Source organism: Anoxybacillus dikiliensis (genome assembly GCF_050613275.1).
Lineage (GTDB): Bacteria > Bacillota > Bacilli > Bacillales > Anoxybacillaceae > Anoxybacillus.
This window is the reverse complement of record NZ_CP187112.1, coordinates 2507778-2526359: the sequence shown is the minus strand read 5'-3', so window position 1 is coordinate 2526359 and position 18582 is coordinate 2507778. Positions and strand designations below refer to the sequence as shown.

15 protein-coding genes are annotated in these 18582 nt (G+C 44.9%); 9 read left to right on the top strand and 6 right to left on the bottom strand.

Annotation, left to right across the window (positions count from 1 at the left end):
* Positions 1–7: 7 nt before the first annotated feature.
* Together ACPF7I_RS13305 and ACPF7I_RS13300 are read right to left on the bottom strand one after the other, a co-directional pair.
* Positions 8–1843: a stalk domain-containing protein gene (locus ACPF7I_RS13305; protein ID WP_430745782.1), complete on the bottom strand. Its 1836-nt coding sequence runs from the start codon at positions 1841–1843 to the stop codon at positions 8–10.
* Positions 1844–1956: 113 nt separating this feature from the next.
* Entirely contained in the window at positions 1957–3879 is a 1923-nt protein-coding gene (locus tag ACPF7I_RS13300) for a 5'-nucleotidase C-terminal domain-containing protein (RefSeq protein ID WP_430745783.1), read from the bottom strand.
* A 185-nt stretch (positions 3880–4064) separates the two neighbouring features.
* Between ACPF7I_RS13300 and ACPF7I_RS13295 the strand changes: the two genes are divergently transcribed.
* The 3 genes from ACPF7I_RS13295 to ACPF7I_RS13285 all read left to right on the top strand — a co-directional run bounded on the left by ACPF7I_RS13295 (position 4065) and on the right by ACPF7I_RS13285 (position 8744).
* Complete coding sequence (locus tag ACPF7I_RS13295) at positions 4065–6290, top strand: S8 family peptidase (RefSeq protein WP_430745784.1); 2226 nt, start codon at positions 4065–4067, stop codon at positions 6288–6290.
* A gap of 260 nt (positions 6291–6550) precedes the next feature.
* Positions 6551–7993: an N-acetylmuramoyl-L-alanine amidase gene (locus ACPF7I_RS13290; protein ID WP_430745786.1), complete on the top strand. Its 1443-nt coding sequence runs from the start codon at positions 6551–6553 to the stop codon at positions 7991–7993.
* A gap of 13 nt (positions 7994–8006) precedes the next feature.
* The gene (locus ACPF7I_RS13285; protein ID WP_430745787.1) at positions 8007–8744 is read left to right on the top strand and encodes an S-layer homology domain-containing protein; all 738 of its coding nucleotides are present in this window, start codon (positions 8007–8009) and stop codon (positions 8742–8744) included.
* Positions 8745–8762: 18 nt separating this feature from the next.
* On the opposite strand, the gene ACPF7I_RS13280 is transcribed toward ACPF7I_RS13285, so the two are convergent.
* Complete coding sequence (locus tag ACPF7I_RS13280; RefSeq protein WP_430745789.1) at positions 8763–10106, bottom strand: SpoIID/LytB domain-containing protein; 1344 nt, start codon at positions 10104–10106, stop codon at positions 8763–8765.
* A 2-nt stretch (positions 10107–10108) separates the two neighbouring features.
* Positions 10109–10327, bottom strand: a complete 219-nt coding sequence (locus ACPF7I_RS13275; RefSeq protein WP_430745791.1) for a hypothetical protein — start codon at positions 10325–10327, stop codon at positions 10109–10111.
* 225 nt (positions 10328–10552) lie between these two features.
* Between ACPF7I_RS13275 and ACPF7I_RS13270 the strand changes: the two genes are divergently transcribed.
* Positions 10553–11605 carry a glycosyltransferase family 4 protein gene (locus tag ACPF7I_RS13270; RefSeq protein ID WP_430745792.1) on the top strand — a complete coding sequence of 351 codons (1053 nt, stop codon included), beginning with the start codon at positions 10553–10555 and terminating at the stop codon, positions 11603–11605.
* Between the two features lie 30 nt (positions 11606–11635).
* Here ACPF7I_RS13270 and ACPF7I_RS13265 read toward each other — a convergent pair whose 3' ends face one another.
* Together ACPF7I_RS13265 and ACPF7I_RS13260 are read right to left on the bottom strand one after the other, a co-directional pair.
* Complete coding sequence (locus ACPF7I_RS13265) at positions 11636–12655, bottom strand: LCP family protein (RefSeq protein WP_430745794.1); 1020 nt, start codon at positions 12653–12655, stop codon at positions 11636–11638.
* Positions 12656–12747: 92 nt separating this feature from the next.
* Positions 12748–13386 carry a YigZ family protein gene (locus tag ACPF7I_RS13260; protein ID WP_430745796.1) on the bottom strand — a complete coding sequence of 213 codons (639 nt, stop codon included), beginning with the start codon at positions 13384–13386 and terminating at the stop codon, positions 12748–12750.
* 195 nt (positions 13387–13581) lie between these two features.
* Here ACPF7I_RS13260 and ACPF7I_RS13255 point away from each other — a divergent pair, with 195 nt between their 5' ends.
* The 5 genes from ACPF7I_RS13255 to ACPF7I_RS13235 all read left to right on the top strand — a co-directional run bounded on the left by ACPF7I_RS13255 (position 13582) and on the right by ACPF7I_RS13235 (position 18499).
* Entirely contained in the window at positions 13582–14748 is a 1167-nt protein-coding gene (locus ACPF7I_RS13255; protein ID WP_430745798.1) for a sensor histidine kinase, read from the top strand.
* Complete coding sequence (locus ACPF7I_RS13250) at positions 14745–15425, top strand: response regulator (RefSeq protein WP_430745800.1); 681 nt, start codon at positions 14745–14747, stop codon at positions 15423–15425. Before ACPF7I_RS13255 ends, ACPF7I_RS13250 begins: the two co-directional genes overlap by 4 nt.
* Before the next feature lie 98 nt (positions 15426–15523).
* A complete protein-coding gene (locus tag ACPF7I_RS13245) occupies positions 15524–16366 on the top strand; it encodes a DegV family protein (protein ID WP_430745801.1) in 843 nt (280 codons plus the stop codon).
* Between the two features lie 131 nt (positions 16367–16497).
* A complete protein-coding gene (locus ACPF7I_RS13240; RefSeq protein ID WP_430745802.1) occupies positions 16498–17853 on the top strand; it encodes a DEAD/DEAH box helicase in 1356 nt (451 codons plus the stop codon).
* On the top strand, positions 17831–18499 hold the full coding sequence (locus ACPF7I_RS13235; RefSeq protein ID WP_430745803.1) for a ComF family protein: 669 nt from the start codon (positions 17831–17833) through the stop codon (positions 18497–18499). The genes ACPF7I_RS13240 and ACPF7I_RS13235 overlap by 23 nt, the downstream gene beginning before the upstream one ends.
* The last annotated feature ends 83 nt before the right edge of the window (positions 18500–18582 follow it).

Here is an 18582-nt window from a genome sequence, read left to right as displayed (position 1 = left end):
CATCCTTTTATTTTCTCACCGTCGAAATTTCAATCCCAAGCGGCAAGGCAGCTCCGCCTGCATGCATGAATTCAAGCACGAGAACGTCTTGAGGAGAAAAAACGGTATAATCGATATAGGCTGATTGAGTAATCGGTCGAAGTGGTGGAATTAAATGAACGACACCGTTTATTTTCACTCCTCCACAATACGCGCCGCCGCGTCCGCTAAAGCGTAGGCGAATCGTCTTTGGTTCTCCGCTCTCATTTTGAATGGGGATCGATACGCGATATGTTAAGCCGTAATGTCCCGGGTTGTGCACTGTTTGTGCCGGATCGCTTAACGCATTTGCAACCGAGAGTAGATGATCCGTTCTTCCGTTTGAGATGCTGTAGGCGACGGCTGGGCTGTCAGTTGTATATGCAGGCAACGTCGCTTCTAATGTTGAACCTTTCCATACACCGCGCGGATGGGTTGCATATGAGTCAAGCGGTGCAAGCGTAGGTGAAACGGTTGAAAAGTTAGCTGAAGAACTCGTTACGATCGTTCGTATGCGATAGTTAGTCATTGCGCCTTCTTGTTGAACGGTAAAGTCGTATAAAAAGCCGAGCAGTTGATTGTTTGCGACGTCAAATGATTGAATGACAGCGCTTGTTCCGGCTTTCACTTTTATTGTTGGGACGGCTGTGAGCGATTGGCGCAATATCGCCTCCGCAATCGGCAAGCCGACATCGTAATGTCCCCAACTGTTCGGGCTTGTTCGATACGCTCCCTTTCCGCTTGTAACGACAAGGTCGTTAGATGAAGAGAGGTTATCGATCACAATGGCAACGGATGCTTGTTGACCTAACATATTGGCGTGCCAACCGAATACACGATGATCGACTGTTTGTTGTCGCTCGCGAACGTCATCTAGCGCTAACGTTGCTTGGCGATTTGGCACTGACTCCGTTGTAAGTAGTTCGGGATTGTCGCTAATGAGTAAACGCCGTTCGTCAGCAACGGTCGGTGTATGAATATGTTGCGGTACAGTAATCGCTGTTTCTTCGGTAAGTAACATAGGGCTTCGAAACGTCGTTCGCGGAATCGTGAAAAACATATTTGTTCCGCTCGTCGACATTTGTGCCCCAAATATGCTCATAACCCAAGAAGCGGACACGTACCACTCATCGTTTACACGAATAGGTGCGAGCGGGGTGATCATTTCATGGTTATCGACGATCACCTCTCTTTTTCCAGCAGCAATCATCATTTGTCCACGTGACAAGCGAACCGTCATCATTTCATCTGTTTCGACCCAATCGACATTTACATCAATGGCAGTTAATAGCTGTTTCAACGGGATGTATGTATAGACGCCGTCGGTCATCGCGTGGCTCTCGATTTTTGTTTGATTGACATATACAGAAAAAGCGCTTCGTTGCAACGCATTCCATGACATACGCACTTCTTTCCCCGTCCATTGAACGTTAGCATCTAGCGCTTCCGACACAAATCGAACGGGTACAAACGTGCGCCCTTGATGAACGATCGGGGGGACATCAAGTGTTACGGATTGGCCGTTGATTGTTGCGATCGTTGACTGCACTTGAAGAATGATCGTCTTTTTATTTTTTTGTACGGTTACTAATTTTGTTGTTGCATCCCAATGTACGTGCGCTCCTGTCGATTGAGCGATAGCTCGAAATGGGACGAGAATGCGGTTTTGTACCATAATGGGTGGCACGTCTGCTTGTAACGCTTTTCCGTTTGCTATAATCGGGATATGAACAGGTCGAACGCTTGTTGCTTGGGCATCCGTTGTCATACACGACAAGCTAAGAAGCGCAATGACTGCATATCCGATGATTTTGTTTAACAACATATTCACTCCTTCCTAATTCCTAACACATTATACCATATTTATCTCTTTTGTCACCCATATTACAAAATGGAATAAAAAAGACGTCCTACCATGACGGTTAGGACGCCCTTCGTTTATTGATTCACGACTGTTATTCTTCCTTCAACAGTTGGGATCGGCTTATTTGATTGCAAGTAGTTCATGACAACGGTGCTTAGCAATTCGCCGCTATCGAATTCCATTGTGCTCGATTTGAACATGTCATAGCCGTCGCCGCCTTTTGCGATAAAGTCGTTTGTAGCAACGGTGTACATTTTCGTTTCATCAAGCGGTTGTCCGTTAATTTTTACAGATGTCACACGTGCTCCTGCTTGTTTTGTCGCATCGAATGTAAACTGAATGCCGGAGACGTGCGGGAAGCCGCCGTTTTGTTCTGGGTACAGGCGAACACCATGTTCAAGCGCTTTTTTCAAATCGGCGCCGCTCATTGACACTTTGACAAGTGTGTTTGCAAACGGCAACGTTGTTAAAATGTGATTACGCGTCACATCGCCTTTCGGAATGGAAGCGCGAATACCTCCGCCGTTCGTTAGAGCGACATCCGTTTGAAGAGCTTGGCGCATTGCATCAGCGACGAGGTTGCCAAGGTTTGTCTCTTTCGTGCGCACGTTTGCACGCTCTCCGTCTAACTGGACATCAATCGTAGCGATCACTTGTTGCAGCGTTGCATCTGTGCTGTTTTTATGTGCATCGACGATGGCTTGAACGGACGCATCTGCTTGCTTTGTTGCGCTATCGCGATACAAGAAGCCGTTTACGCCAATAAGCTTGCCTTTGTAGAATAGTAAATTCGTTTGTCCGAGCGCTTTTCCGTATTCGAATGCTTGGGCAACGTAAGCGTATTTAAATTTTTTCGGCGCTTCGATCGTGTCGTGGCTATGACCGCCAAGAATGACGTCTACACCAGCTACGTTGTTTGCGATGTTTTCGTCCGTTTGTAAACCAGCGTGAGAAAGAACGACAATATGATCAACTTTTCCTTTTAATTCGTTTACAACCTTTTTAAGTGTTGTCTCTTCATCAGCAAACGTAATGCCAACGATGCCAGCTGGATTTGTTTTTACTGCCGTATCTGTCGCAGTTACCCCAACAAGCGCGACTTTTTTATTGCCGACTTGTTTAATTGTATAAGCAGGTAAAAACGGTTGACCATTTTTGTAAATATTTCCGCTTACAATTGGAAATTGAGCAGCTTGTTTTAATTCAAGTAAACGATCTTGCCCGTAGTTGAAATCGTGGTTACCTGGCACCATCGCATCATACTTCATCGCATTCATCAGTTCGACGACGGCTTGTCCGCTGTTTAGATTGACGTACGTCGTGCCGTGGAACGTGTCGCCTAAGTCGACAAGGAGCGTCTGTTTATTTTTTTGACGCATCTCTTGGGCGATTTTTGCGATTTTAGCAAAGCCCATTTCACCATTTTGTGCGTTGGCAATGATGCGCCCGTGTGTATCGTTCGTATGGATGAATGTAATCTTCTCAATGTTCGTATCGTACCGTTTCAATATCGTTTTAGCTTGTTCGACTGTTAGCCATTCTTGCGGACGAATCGTTTGATCGCTATAGCCTTGAAGCAATCCGAGATGAATCGCGGCAGCCATTGGCTGTTGCCCCCACGGTTTAATGCTCGTTCCGTCTTTATACAACTTAAATATGTTTGTTGCATAGTGATGGCGAAGCTGTAAGGAACGAATGAGAAAAACATACGCTTGTTCGCGCGTTAATTTCTCATTTGGTGCGAAAGTGGTTTCTGTCTTTCCATTTGCGATACCTAATCGAATAGCTGCTTCGACATAAGGTGCAAGTTGCGGATCAACGTCTGTAAAAGGAAGCTCTTTTCCTTCACTTTTGACGTCTACGCCAAGTGTTGTGATGAGTTGCTGTACAAATTCCCCGCGCGTGATGTGCTCGCTCGCTTGCGATGCTTGCGGATGGAGCGCGAAAGCTACCGCTAGCATACAGACGAGCATGAGCCATTTTTTTGCTTGCTTCATCTTTCTTCCTCCCCTAGTTCATTATGATTCTATTAAATGATAACAAAACGATATGTATGTTTTGCTATGAAAATGTAAAAAAAATATTTTTTTGTTTAAATTGTATGTCATTCCAATATCGTCACGATTTTTGTCTATTCATGTCGTTTTTTGCGCGATACAATGGAAACAGGAGGAGGGATGGTGTGAAAAAGTGGTTTTGGTTATGTATCGTTTGCTTTTTATTTTCTGCCCGTGTGCAAGCTAGTGAGAAAGAAGAATGGATTATTCAAGTTCGCAACGAGTCAGACATGAAATATATCAATGCCGATGTGCTAGATGTGATAGGAACGTTTGCGAAGGTGGCGCTGACAGAAGAAGAGCGTGAACACGTCTCTCGCCTACCGTTTGTTGTTCGAATAGAAAAAAACGATCGCAAACGTGCCGCGACCAATGATCCGTTGTTCGTTGAACAATGGTCGCTTCCTGTCATTCGTTGGACATTTCCCTCTCTCACTTCGACAAATCATTTCATCGGCAAGCTGGTGAATGTTGACGGACAGATGGAGATATATCGCGGCGAAGAAGTCAATGGTGAACATATCGTGTTTACAATGGGGGAGGAGCGTGTGACGCGAATATCTGTGACGCTCGATCATGTGGAAGGGCCGTGGCGGTTAGAAGTGAAAGATAGTAATGGGGAGATATTAGGGGAAAACGAAGGAGACCTTCAACGATTGGATGCGCTTATCCCTCGCTTCTCGCCAACGATTCATTTGCATGTGATCGCATCCGATTGGCAACAGGCGCCGCGCATCATACAAATGAAGGCGGTCAATCACGTCGTTGTCGCTGTCGTTGATTCAGGCATTGTACTTCATGAAGATTTTGACGATCACATCCTATATAGTTTAAGCGTCGATTATGCAGAGAAAAAACGTTACGCGGAAGATACGTTCGGTCACGGAACGCATGTAACAGGCATTTTAGCTGCGGTAGGGAATAATGGGAAAGGAATTGCAGGGCTTCTTGGAGATGCTCCGATTGATGTTTTGCCAGTTAAAGTGTTAGATCGCTACGGCGTAGGCGGTGATTTTGAAATCGCGAAAGGGGTAAAATATGCGCTCGATCACGGTGCTTCTGTCATTAATTTAAGTCTAGCTGGCCAAGGTGAGACGGAAGTGCTCCGCTCGGTCATTGCAGAAGCGGTGAAAAAAGGTGTGCATGTCGTTGCGGCAGCTGGCAATAGCCATATGGCAACAACAAACGTTTACCCTGCTAGCTATCCAGGGGTCATTACTGTAGCAGCGACTAATCGTCAACAAGCTCCTCTTTCTATTTCAAACTACGGTTGGGAGGTAGATGTTAGCGCTCCAGGAGATTTTTTATGGAGCACTTATATATCTGGCTATCGTACGATGCGCGGCACGTCGATGGCAGCGCCGCACGTGTCTGCTCTGTTGGCTGTATTGCGTGCGACATACCCGGAAGAAAATGCGCTTCAACTGCGCAAACGTTTATGGAAAACAGCAAAAGATGTGCATTGGCGAGGATATGATATATATACAGGATATGGAATTATTCGATGGCAAGAGGCGATCGCTTCATCGGCCCCGTCGGGTATCGACTGGCTCAATGTGCAACCGGGGCAGCCGCTAAAAAGGAATGAGACGTATGTACTCGGCGTTTCTCCGCAGTTTATTGGCATGAACGGTCATATGTTTGTGAACGGAAAGCTCGTGCACTCGTTTCTTATAGATGAGGAAATGATGTCATTTCGCTTGTTTGATCTGGCGCAACAACAAAGCGATATTGCGGTCGTGATAACGGACGATCAAAAGCGGGTTGTCGCCTCTGACGTTCGCCTCGTCCCAATTCGTATGATATCGTTTTCCGATGTGAACAAAACGCATTGGGCGTATGATGCGATTACACAAGCAAAGCAACGAGGAATGATACGCGGATATCCGGACGGTACTTTTCGTCCACATGTCCCTCTCACTCGTCGGCAAAGTATCGTTATGCTTTATCGCTTGCTTAGTTGGGAGGCGCCGTCTGTATTACGCTCTCCTTTTGTTGATGTGCCGCTTACCTCAACAGATGCGCTAGCGGTCGTGACAGCTGCAGAAAAAGGAGTAGTAAAAGGAAGTGGGGGGCGCGCACGTTTAGATGAACCGTTGACGCGAGGACAGCTTGCCCTATTGCTTACGCGTGCGTTGCAGCTTGATAATGAGCCGGTTCGTTCTGTTTATCCATTTCAAGATGTGACGCAACGAGATGTGTGGATCTCCGTGCAATTGTTAGCGGAACGGGGATTCATTGCAAAACATGCCTTTTTCCGTCCGAATGATCCGATCACGAGAGCGGAAATGTGTGCCATACTTATCCGCGCCGTTGAACTAATTCGACAAAAATCGACAAAATCAGCATAAAAAAAGCCCCGCCACTTCCAGTTGGCGGGGAGGCTGACTTAGCAACCAAAACCTTATCGCATAAGTAAGTATAGCCGTTTTTTTTAAAAAAATCACTACAAAAATAATAACTTTGTTGTATAATTTTGTCGCTTCATGTCGTTATTTGTCGAAAAAGATCGACACGTTTGTCGAAAAGAAAATATGCTTAATCGGGTATGGAAAAGGTTAGGATTGTTTGTTATGCTTAATGGTAGAAAAATGTCGAAAGGGAGAAGATCATGCTGGGGAAACGTCACGTATACTGTCTTTTCATCGTTTTTCTTGCTTTTTTTTCTGTCGTGCCATATAGTTGGGCAAATACGGAAACGAAGCAAGAAGGACGATTTGTCGATGTTGGGGACGGTCATTGGGCAAAAAATGAAATTGATTTTTTAGCAAATGCGCAAATTATTAACGGTTATCAAGTTGGGCAAACATCGGAGTTTCGTCCAGCACAATCGGTCACGCGGGCAGAAGCGGCGAAAATGATCGTTAGCGCTCTTGGCCAAACGGAGTGGAAAGAAGGAACGGTACCGTTTCAAGATATTCCTCCAAATCATTGGGCGCGCGGCTGGATTGCACGCGCGGTGCAAATGGGCATTATGGGCGGAGACGGGACGGCGAATTTTCGTCCGAATGAAGGATTGTCTCGTGCAGAAATGAGCATCGTGTTAGTTAATGCTTTTTCTTTGCCGAGCAAAGGGGCTGCTGTTGAATCTGCTACGGTGTTTAAAGACACAGCAGGACATTGGGCGTTAGCGCATATGAATCGTTTATATTACCACGGCATCGCGAACGGACGGGACGGTCAATTTTTCCCGAAAGATGCCATTTCACGCGCAGAATTTGCTACGTTGTTAGCGCGGACGATTAACGATCAATTCCGCTTGCCGCTACCGGATTTAATTGAGCAAGGAAAAACGAACATTCAAGGTGTAGTGACGACTGCAACGCTCAACGTCCGACAAACGCCGTCTGCGACAGGAACGCTTGTCGGAACTTTGAGAAAAGGACAAGTTGTCGATGTGTACGATATAAACGGCTATTGGGCAAAAATTGCTTATAATGGTCAATTTGCTTACGTGCATAAAACGTATGTAAAATTGCGAAATGTAGCAGGTTCTCCGGTAAAAGGGCGCATTATCGTTGTCGATGCAGGGCATGGTGGAAAAGATCCCGGCGCATTGAGCGGGGGAGCGAACGAAAAAACAATTGTGCTTGAAGTGGCGAAATTGTTAAAGGAAAAGCTTGAAAAAGCGGGAGCAACGGTCGTTATGACGCGTGAAACAGACGTGTATCTAACGTTACAAGATCGCGTCAACATTGCGAAAAACAACTATGCGGAGATGTTTGTCAGCATTCATACGAATGCAGCGACGAACACGAGCGCAAAAGGGGCGGAAGTATATTACGATTCATCGACAAATCCGAACGGTGAAGAAAGTAAAAAGTTAGCGCAATATATTCAAGAAGAAATTGTCCGCATGGCAAATATGGTCGATCGCGGAGTGAAAAATAGCGGGCTATACGTTTTACGCAACAACACGGTGACAAGTGTGCTCGTGGAGCTAGGATTTATTTCAAATGCTGAAGACCGTGCCAAATTGACATCGGCTGAATACCAAAACATATACGCAGAAGCGATTTATCAAGGAATTGTGAAATACTATACGTCACAATAACGGAGGGAATGTTTTGAAAAGATGGATTGTTTTCATTAGTTTACTTTTCCTTGCGGCATGCGAGCAAGAGTATGCTGGAGCAAGTGAAGAGCAAGAAATTGCGACAGCGCCGTGGACGGAGCAGCAGTTAGCGGACACAAATAGCCGTATGAATCAAATCGATGACAAAATGAAACAATTGGAGCAGGAGTTAGCTAAAATAAAAGTAGCTGCCGATTCTCCGCAAGTGTTTAAAGACGTACCGATCGGCCATTGGGCGTATGTTCCTGTTGTTCGTTTATATCGCCAAAATATTGTTGGCGGTGTTGGAAACGGCTTGTTTGCCCCAGATCAAGTGATTACGCGTGCGCAAGCTGCCGCGATGCTCGTTCGAGCGTTTCAACTGCCATTATCAACAAAACCGTCTATTTTTACGGATGTGCCAAACACTCATCCGTTTGCGCGTGAAATTATGACTGCATACGAGGCGGGCTTTGTCGGCGGATATCCAAACAATCGATTTGCTCCGCAAGAGTCGATGAAGCGGCAACATATGGCGATGATTATTCAACGGGCTTTTCGCCTGCAAGCAACATCCGCGCCGTATGCAGGATATAAAGATGTGAACGAAAGAACGCAAGGAGCGTTAGAAATTCGCATCATTTCCCAACATGGTATCGCACAAGGAAGCAACGGCTACTTTTTCCCAGAACAACCAACGACCCGTGCCCATTTTGCGACATTTATGGATCGGGCGCTGCAAATCAAATAGGCTGTGCACACGCACAGCCTATTTGATTTTTTTCACTTCAATCCCTTTATAATAATATTTCAAAATTTGGTCGTATGTGAACCCTTTTTCAGCCATAGATCGCGCGCCCCATTGACTCATGCCGAGGCGATGCCCCCAACCACTTCCTGTAAATGTAAATTCCGTTGGAGCGGTTGGGTAATATATCGTTTCATTTGGTGTACGAATGGAGGCGTTTCCGACTGTAATAAGTGTTTGCCCGCTATTTGTTTGAATAGCATACCCGGCAAGATGGTCGAGCATTTGTTCTGAGTCGTCTGCCCGTTTGACTTTGACGTTTGCATTTCCTTTTACATCAAAGGCAATACTTTTTAAGGAGACGCCGAAAAACGAACGGAACGCATCAGGCGACGAAACGAATGAAGGGCGAGCTTGAACGATTCGTTTTTGCCCTGTTGCAGCATTGTACACCGTTGCTTCCATTTGTTGAACGCTTCCGGCATTCGTTTTTTGCGTAATGCGAAGCGATACAACTTGCTCGTTTGTTAGTTTAAACTTGGATGATACAATGTTTGCCGAAGCTTTTGTATTCCATCCGTAGTGTGGGTTGCTTGCATGGCGATCGTACGGATCGGCAACGGAACGGATGTACGGAACAGATGAGCTCCATACGTTCTCGCTATTTTCTGTATTCCCGCCAGAGCTTGAGTGAAAATAAGCGGAAATCGGTTCATTTTGGTACGTTGCATATACCCCCGCTGTTTCGTTAACTGCTGCGGTAGATGTCGCTTGTTCTTTTGATTTTCCGCCGTACACTTGGCTTGCGACTGTCATTTGCAAAAACGACGATTTTTTCAATTGAGCGTATGCGTAGCTGCGTGCAGCGACCGCTTGTGCTTTTAGCGCTTCTTTATGCCAAGAAGCAGGCATTTCCCCAGGGACGACTCCTTTTAAATAATCTTCCATATCTAACGTATTAAATAAGTTTGGTGCCGTCGCTCCCGGAGTAATTTCAAACGACCCGCGATATTTCACAGGTGCTGATGTCCCATTTGCTTGTTGAATGCTGCCGATCGTGACGTCATGTAGTTCGCTTCTTGTCACTTCATCTAATAAAAATCCGCTTGTTGACGTGTACGAAACGCCATTGATTGTTGCGACGACTGCTCCGTTCGTTTGCGAAAACGCAATCGGATTTGTAAATGGAATGACTTGTTTCGTTTTTATATCGATGAGTTGATAGTTTCCATTTACTGTCGCAAGGAACGTTGCAGTCGGCAATAGTTTTACTTTTACAGGCGTTGGGTACGAAGCGGCGGCAACTGTCTGTGGAATGAGCAACAGTATGCTAAACACAAAACATATCCAGCGAACGATTTTCATATTTATTTCGCCGCCTCTAATTGTTGTTTTAGCTTCTCGACTTCTTGTTCGAGCTGTTGCACGCGCTGTTCTAGTTTCGTCACTCGTTCATTTAACGGATTTATTTTTGCTAGTACCCATTCCACACTTGCGAGTACAGGTTCGCTGTTCGCTAACGCTTTTGATGCAGAAACAGTCAGCATCGCAGCAAGCAACATGATGACAATCGTTCTTTTCTTCACCGTTTTCTCCTCCCTCATTTCTATCTATCTCACATTATAACAAATCATTTCAACAAAAAGGGCGAAAATGTAACAAAATTCTAGTTTTCTATTTTCCATTTGTCGATTTTAAAATTTATGGTATAATGTCTGATAGGTTTGTGAAAAAAGATGGTAGAAAGTGTTACTTTTCATATCGTCATTGATCGAAAAAATCGGGAATGCTAACGAATAGGGAGGTTTCCTATGGTTTATTTCACCTTGTTTCTTTGTTTTGTTGTAGCGGTGCTTATTACGCCTGCTGTGAAATGGCTGGCGTTTAAAGTCGGAGCAACGGACAAGCCGAATCAGCGCAAAGTGCATCAAAAAATTATGCCACGTTTAGGTGGACTAGCTATTTTTATTAGCTTTATCGTTGGTTACGTTGTGTTGCAACCTGATAGCCCATACGCCACCTCGATTGTGATCGGGGCGACGATCATCGTGTTGACAGGTGTGCTTGATGATATATATGAGTTGTCGCCGAAATGGAAGTTGCTCGGTCAAATAGCGGCTGCGATTGTCGTCATATACGGCGGTATTCGCATTGACTTTATTAACTTGCCATTTGGCGGTCATTTAAATTTTGGTTTATTAAGCATTCCGATTACGATGCTTTGGATTATCGGCATTACAAACGCGATTAATTTAATTGACGGTTTAGACGGACTCGCAGCAGGAGTGTCTTCAATCGCACTTGTTACCATTGCTGGAATGGCGGCAACAATGGGGAATACGTACGTGTTCGTTTTCGCGATGAGTTTATTATTGCTCGGAAGCACGCTCGGCTTTCTTTTATATAATTTCCATCCGGCGAAAATTTTTATGGGTGATACAGGCGCCTTGTTTTTAGGGTATATGATTTCCGTATTATCGCTTCTTGGGTTCAAAAACGTCACGGTGTTTTCGTTAATTATCCCGATTCTCATTTTAGGTGTGCCGATTTCGGATACGCTGTTTGCTATTGTGAGACGCATTGTGAACAAGCAGCCGTTATCAGCGCCAGATAAATCGCATTTGCACCATTGTTTATTACGTCTCGGTTACAGTCATCGCCAAACGGTGCTCATCATTTACGGCATGGCGGCGATGTTCGGTTTAGCGGCCGTTTTATTATCGAAAGCGACGATGTTTGGAGCGCTCGTCGTGATCGCATTCGTCTTGCTTGTCGTTGAACTTGTTGTTGAGAAAATCGGGCTTGTCGGAAAAGACTATCGCCCGTTGCTGAAAATGGTTCGGGGGATGAAAAAAATATCGTAAAAAGAGGGTGTCGCGCGGACACCCTCTTTTTTACTGCTCTTGAGCAAATTGCTCTGTTCTTGCTTGGTAAGATGATACATCAAGATGAGTTTTCAACGTCTGTTTAATTTCATCGACTGCTGCTTCATCGAGGCGGTAATAATATACCCCGCTAATACGTGCGTCTTCTCCTTTAAGATGGAGCGTTTCGATGTTTGCCCCTGCTCCCTTCGTTGCGTAAGCGAAGAAACCTTTCATCTCTTCAAATGTTAAGTTTGTTGTCATATTTTTGCCGACCGCTTCCATGATATCATCAAACTTAGTTAGCGATTTTATGCTCATCGCTTTTTTGAAAATGGCTTTCATCAGCTCTTGTTGGCGTTTGCCGCGCTCGATGTCGTTGTCATATTTGCGCGTTCGAGCAAGCGCCAACGCTTCTTCCCCATCTAATGTTTGCAATCCTGCTTTTAGGTGAATGGCGTTTTTGCGATCTTTTGAATCCATTTCGCGAAGCTCATAAGGAACGTCAAACTCAATGCCGCCAAGTTCATCGACAACATCGACAAACGCCTCAAAGTTCATTTTGACGTAATAGTCTACTGGAATATCAAGCAATTCCTCAACCGTTTCAATCGTTGCTTTTACCCCACCGTAGGCGTGAGCGTGTGTAATTTTATCGTATTTTTTTTCGATTGGAATGTACACGTATGAGTCGCGCGGAATGCTAAGCAATTTTACGGTTTTATCTTTTACGTTGAATGTCGCTAGCACAAGCGCGTCGGAGCGAACGGCCCCCATTCCTTTCTTTTGGCGAACGTTGCTGTCATCGACGCCGATAAATAAAACGGAGATGTTGTCTGAATTTGGATCGACTTCCTTTATTCGTTTCTCCGATTTTTCACGCCCGTCAATTTGTTCAAACGATTGCTGGATGACAGACTGCGCTTTATTGAATAGAAAGGTTGCATATGCTCCTCCTCCGATGATGACGAGAAGGAGAGGGAGCAAGACGAACGTCCATATTTTTTTTCGCCTTTTCTTTTTTTTCATGTATATGCGTCTATTTTGCATAGTCGTTCCCCTTTTTCAAAAGTTCAACAAATATCGACATGTAAACAATCATCATTTTACAAAATTTTTATTCGTCCGTAAATGAAAAATTTTTATTCCGTCACATCAAACTCGACATATACGTGTTCCCCTTCAAAAATCTCGCTTTTTCCGTTTGTCAATTCGATCATCCATGCGCGGAAATCGTCTTTATGCCTTTCCTCGACGTACGTGTCAATCGTCACATGTTCGGCGTAGTGAATGTCTTTTATCGTATAAACAGACGCGCGCAACTCGTTCTCGACTTTCCCAAGCCATGTGTAATCGATCGTTGTATGCATGATGCGCATAAGCTTACGTTCGACGATGCCTGCTGCTTTCAATCCTTCTGTGACCGCTTTGCCGTAAGCGCGTACGAGACCGCCAGCGCCGAGTTTAATACCTCCGAAATATCGCGTCACGACAACGACTGTATCTTTCAGCTTTTTCTTTTTTAACACTTCGAGCATCGGAACGCCTGCGGTGCCGCTCGGTTCTCCATCGTCGTTTGCTTTTTGAATATGGTCGTGTTCCCCAATGATATAAGCGGAACAGTTGTGCGTCGCATCCCAATGTTTTTTCTTTATTTGTTGGATAAAGCACACAGCTTCTTCTTCCGTTGTCGCGCGTTCGACATAACAAATGAAGCGCGATTTTTCAATGATGATTTCCGCTTCACCGTATCCTTTTACCGTATAGTATGCCTCTAACAAAACGAAATCACCTCGATGTTTAGTTGGAATGTTGTGCGAATGTTGTCGAAAAATGCTGATGGAAATCGTCAAAACGTGTTATAATAAAAATTATAAGGCGAGATGTGAAATGATGAAAGTACGAACAGACGTCAACTAAAAGTCAGAAAAGTCATTTTAATTGACTTTTGGTCATTTTTCCTTTAGGTGGTGTTTATGTCCAATAAAAAACTAGATGCGCGGCAGCTTGACCGTATTGTAAAAAAAATGATTGAAACAGTCGATCAAAGCAAAGCAGAAATTTTTCATATTAGTGAGCAATCACGAAAAGAACATGACCGTTTAACCGAAGAACTTCAGCAAGTAAAAGAAGAAGTACAGCGTGTCATTCGTCAGACGGACAGCTTAGAGATGAAAACGCGGTTAGCTCGGCAACGGCTATCTGATGTGAGCAAAAACTTTTCTCATTACTCCGAAGCAGAAATTCGACAAGCATACGAGAAAGCGCATTCGCTACAAATGGAATTGGCGATGGCGCAAGAGAAGGAAAGGCAGTTGCGTCAACGCCGCGATGAGTTAGAACGGCGGCTGACAGCTTTGAAAGAAACGATTGAACGGGCCGATCATTTAATTGGGCAAGTGACAGTCGTGTTGAACTATTTGAACGGAGACTTCCGAGAATTAAGCGACTTTATTAAAGGTGCAAATGAAAAGCAGGAATTTGGACTGCGCATTATTGAGGCGCAAGAGGAAGAGCGGAAGCGATTGTCGCGGGAAATTCATGATGGACCGGCGCAAATGCTTGCGAACGTCATTATGCGTTCTGACTTAATTGAACGCATTTATCGCGAGCGTGGTGCGGAGGAAGCGATTCATGAAATGCGCGATTTAAAAAAAATGGTGCGTTCCGCCCTATACGAAGTGCGCCGCATTATTTACGATTTACGCCCGATGGCGCTTGACGACCTCGGTTTAATTCCGACGTTAAAAAAATATTTACAAACGATCGAGGAATATCATAAAAAAACGATTACGTTTACATACATAGGAGAAGTACGCCGCTTATCCGATCGTTTTGAAGTTGCTGTTTTCCGCCTCGTGCAAGAAGCGGTGCAAAATGCGTTAAAGCATGCGGAAGCGAAAACGATTCAAGTAAAAATAGAGTTGAAGCAAGACAGTTTATTGATCGTTGTTAAGGACGATGGCAAAGGATTTAATCCGAACGAAAAAAAAGATAAAGCGTTCGGATTAATGGGTATGCGCGAGCGTATTGAATGGTTGGAAGGAAAATTACATATTTATTCGCAACTTGGACGCGGAACGATCGTCACGATGCACATTCCGCTCCGAAAGACAGAAGGGAAAGGGGAACGACAGCAGTGAAGACGCGCATTGTTTTAATTGATGACCATAAACTATTTCGCGAAGGAATTAAACGTATTTTAGATTTTGAACAAGATTTTGAAGTCGTCGCGGAAGGAAGCGATGGAGACGAAGCGTTGGCGCTTGTCGAGCAATATAAGCCGGATGTCGTCATCATGGACATTAATATGCCGCATGTCAATGGGGTAGAGGCGACGCGTCAGCTCATTGAAGCGTATCCGGATACGAAAGTCATTATTTTGTCTATCCATGACGACGAAAGCTATGTCATGCATGCGTTACAAACGGGCGCGATGGGATATTTATTAAAAGAAATGGACGCAGACGCCTTAATTGAAGCCGTTCGTGTCGTAGCGGAGGGCGGCTCGTACTTGCATCCGAAAGTGACGCACAATCTTGTGAAAGAATATCGTCGCCTCGTTGCAGCGGAATCCATGGGACAAGAGAAGCAAAAACAAGACGTACGCCGTCCATATCATTTATTGACGCGCCGCGAATGCGAAGTGTTGCAGTTGTTAGCGGACGGAAAAAGCAACAAAGGCATTGCAGATGCGCTATATATTAGCGAAAAAACAGTAAAAAACCATGTCAGCAACATTTTACAAAAATTAAACGTGAATGACCGAACGCAAGCGGTCGTTGTTGCGATCAAAAACGGGTGGGTCGAAGTGAAATAAGGTTGTCGAGATGATTCGACAACCTTTTTCAATGCAATCGCAGTTGTAATGTAGTACAATGCAGATAGGAAAAATTTTGGACAAGGAAGGTATAGGCGATGAAAACGGCGATTTTGACAGATAGTACAGCATATATCCCGAAGCACATTCGCGAACAGTTGAATATACATATCATTCCTTTAAGTGTTGTCTTTGGAACAGAGACGTATCGAGAAGAGATGGATATAAGTGCAGAAGACTTTTTTGATAAAGTAAAAACGAGTGCACAGCTGCCGACAACGTCACAGCCGCCGATTGGACTATTTGTTGAAACGTTTGAGCAACTTGCAAAACAATACGATGCGGTCATTTCGATTCATTTATCAAGCGGCATTAGCGGAACGTATCAAGGAGCGGTTGCCGCTAGTCAAATGGTCGAAGGCATTCGGGTATATGCATATGATTCAGAAATTAGTTGTATGATGCAAGGGTTTTATGCGATCGAGGCAGCGGAAATGGCGCAAGCAGGCATGCATCCAGAGGCGATTATTGCGCGGCTAGATGAAATGAAACGGTCGGTACGCGCCTATTTTATGGTCGATGATTTATCGCATTTGCAGCGAGGAGGGCGGTTAAGCGGCGCCCAAGCGTTTATCGGCAGCCTTCTACAAGTAAAGCCGGTTTTACATTTTGTCGACAAAGTGATCGTGCCGTTTGAAAAAATTCGTACGCGGAAAAAAGCGTTGCATCGCATCGAACAGCTTTTCGAGGAAGATGCAGCGCTCGGCGTTCCGATGCGTGCGGTCATCATTCATGCCAATCGCGAAGAAGAAGCGCGCGCATGGAAAGAGAAGCTGGAAAAACAATATCCGCACGTTGAATTTTTCCTCAGTTATTTCGGACCGGTCATCGGCACGCATTTAGGAGAAGGTGCGATGGGGTTCGGTTGGTATAAAAAATGAGCAGGAATTGTTTTTATTAGAGCGAATAGAAGAAGTGGGCGGACGATCCACTTCTTTTTTATTTCGTGGCTTGCGGTAAGTCGTCGATTTGGGAATTGTCGTTTATAAGGAAGAGATTTTCTTTATCGGAGGTGATTCGTTTGCGTTTAGAAGGGAAGCAGCTATTAAAGTCTGAGCTGTCTTTTCCTTATGATGAACAACACGTTCAAATCGTACCTAGCATTGTGAAAACGAGACGAGGATATACGTGCGTCCGTTGCAACAACGATGATCCTCAGCTTTTCGCTTCTTTTCCGTGCTCCCGTTGTGGACGAATATGTACGTATTGCCGAAAATGTATCATGATGGGGCGATGTAGCGAATGTAATCCGCTCGTCATTTGGACTGGCCCTACTTCTTCCACCTCGTTCTCTTCACCGCTACAATGGAGCGGTCAATTGTCCCCCGCGCAACAACTCGCATCCGATGAAGTTTGTCATGCGATTGCTCGAAACGACTCGTTGCTCGTTTGGGCGGTATGTGGAGCGGGAAAAACGGAAGTGCTATTTGCAGGAATAAATATGGCGCTGTCGCAAGGAAAGCGCGTTTGCATCGCCACACCGCGCACCGATGTCGTCTTAGAGCTCGCCCCGCGTCTGGCGAACGTTTTTCCGACTGTCGATATGGCCGTATTATATGGTGGCAGTACAGACCGAGGCAAACTTGCTTCATTGACGGTGGCAACGACCCACCAGTTGCTTCGGTATTATCGTGCTTTTGATGTAATGATTGTCGATGAAGTAGATGCGTTTCCGTATAGTGTCGATCCGATGCTTTCATATGCTGTTGAACGCGCCCGAAAACCGACGTCTTCACTCATTTATTTAACTGCAACCCCAAACGAGCAATGGCAACATGAAGTAAAAAGCGGAAAACGAAAAGCGGTGACGATTCCTGCTCGTTATCATCGTCATCCTCTTCCTGTTCCTACATTTGAATGGTGCGGCAATTGGCAAAAAAAGTGGCGTCACAAACAGTTGCCTTCGTGCGTCATTCGATGGGTAAACGAGCATATTGAACATCGTAAACAAGCGTTTTTATTTGTTCCTCACATTGACTTTCTACAACAAGTCGTCCCGTATCTCCAAACGATTCATCCCGATATTGACGGTGTACATGCTGAAGATGCGAAACGGAAAGAAAAAGTCGCTGCTTTCCGACGGGGTCGCATTCCGCTCCTTGTTACAACAACGATTTTAGAACGAGGGGTAACTGTTCCGAACATTGACGTTGCTGTGTTCGGTGCAGAACAGCCGATTTTTACAGAAAGTGCGCTTGTACAAATTGCCGGACGTGTCGGCCGAAGCGCGCAACATCCGACAGGTGATATTCGCTTTTTTCATTTTGGAAAAACGAAAGCGATGGTAGCTGCTAAGCGTCATATCGAGCGCATGAATAACGAAGCGCGAAAGAGAGGCTTGATCAATGAAATGTGTCATTTGTCATGACGAATGGATGCCGAAAATGTCTTTTTCTATGCTTTTGACGCTCCAGCAACCGGACGTTTGTTGTTCGCGTTGCCGAAGCCGTTTCGTGCTTATTGACGGGCACGTATGCGATCGATGCGGTCGTCCAACGGAACAAAATGTATGTTCGGATTGTATGATGTGGCAACAACGGGGGAGTGCATTGATCAACAATCGGTCTTTGTATGTATATAACGACTGGATGAAAGAAGTGATCAATCGGTTTAAGTTTCGCGGTGACTATGCGCTTATTGAAGCGTTTCGCCACGAGGTGTGCGCTTTCTTTTACAAACATTTTTCTTCGGATATGTTTCTCGTCCCGATTCCACTTAGCTCTTCCCGATTAGTTGAAAGAGGATTTAACCAGGCAGAAGCAATCGCTTCGCTTTTATCGTTGCCAATGATTTTTGCTTTGCGACGTATCGACGATAAAAAACAATCGAAAAAAACGAGGCGCGAACGTTTTATTGGAGGGAAATTTTGTTTAACAAACGAAGATGTAGCCGGAAAACGTATTGTCATCATTGATGATATTTACACGACAGGAGCGACGGTGCATGAGGCAGCACAACTTCTTTATGATGCAGGTGCGCGTGAGATTTATTCATTTACGCTCGTTCGTTCGTAAGCTGGGAACAAACTCCCATTGAAAACATCTTCGTTATAGTCGATATAAAGGATAGGAATATTCGAGAACGGAGATGGGTCGTT

Coding starts and splice junctions, on each gene's coding strand:
- ACPF7I_RS13255 (WP_430745798.1), top strand. CDS start 13,582: ATGTCCAATAAAAAACTAGATGCGCGGCAGCTTGACCGTATTGTAAAA.
- ACPF7I_RS13280 (WP_430745789.1), bottom strand. CDS start 10,106: ATGAAAATCGTTCGCTGGATATGTTTTGTGTTTAGCATACTGTTGCTC.
- ACPF7I_RS13300 (WP_430745783.1), bottom strand. CDS start 3,879: ATGAAGCAAGCAAAAAAATGGCTCATGCTCGTCTGTATGCTAGCGGTA.
- ACPF7I_RS13235 (WP_430745803.1), top strand. CDS start 17,831: ATGAAATGTGTCATTTGTCATGACGAATGGATGCCGAAAATGTCTTTT.
- ACPF7I_RS13270 (WP_430745792.1), top strand. CDS start 10,553: ATGGTTTATTTCACCTTGTTTCTTTGTTTTGTTGTAGCGGTGCTTATT.
- ACPF7I_RS13245 (WP_430745801.1), top strand. CDS start 15,524: ATGAAAACGGCGATTTTGACAGATAGTACAGCATATATCCCGAAGCAC.
- ACPF7I_RS13305 (WP_430745782.1), bottom strand. CDS start 1,843: ATGTTGTTAAACAAAATCATCGGATATGCAGTCATTGCGCTTCTTAGC.
- ACPF7I_RS13265 (WP_430745794.1), bottom strand. CDS start 12,655: ATGCAAAATAGACGCATATACATGAAAAAAAAGAAAAGGCGAAAAAAA.
- ACPF7I_RS13290 (WP_430745786.1), top strand. CDS start 6,551: ATGCTGGGGAAACGTCACGTATACTGTCTTTTCATCGTTTTTCTTGCT.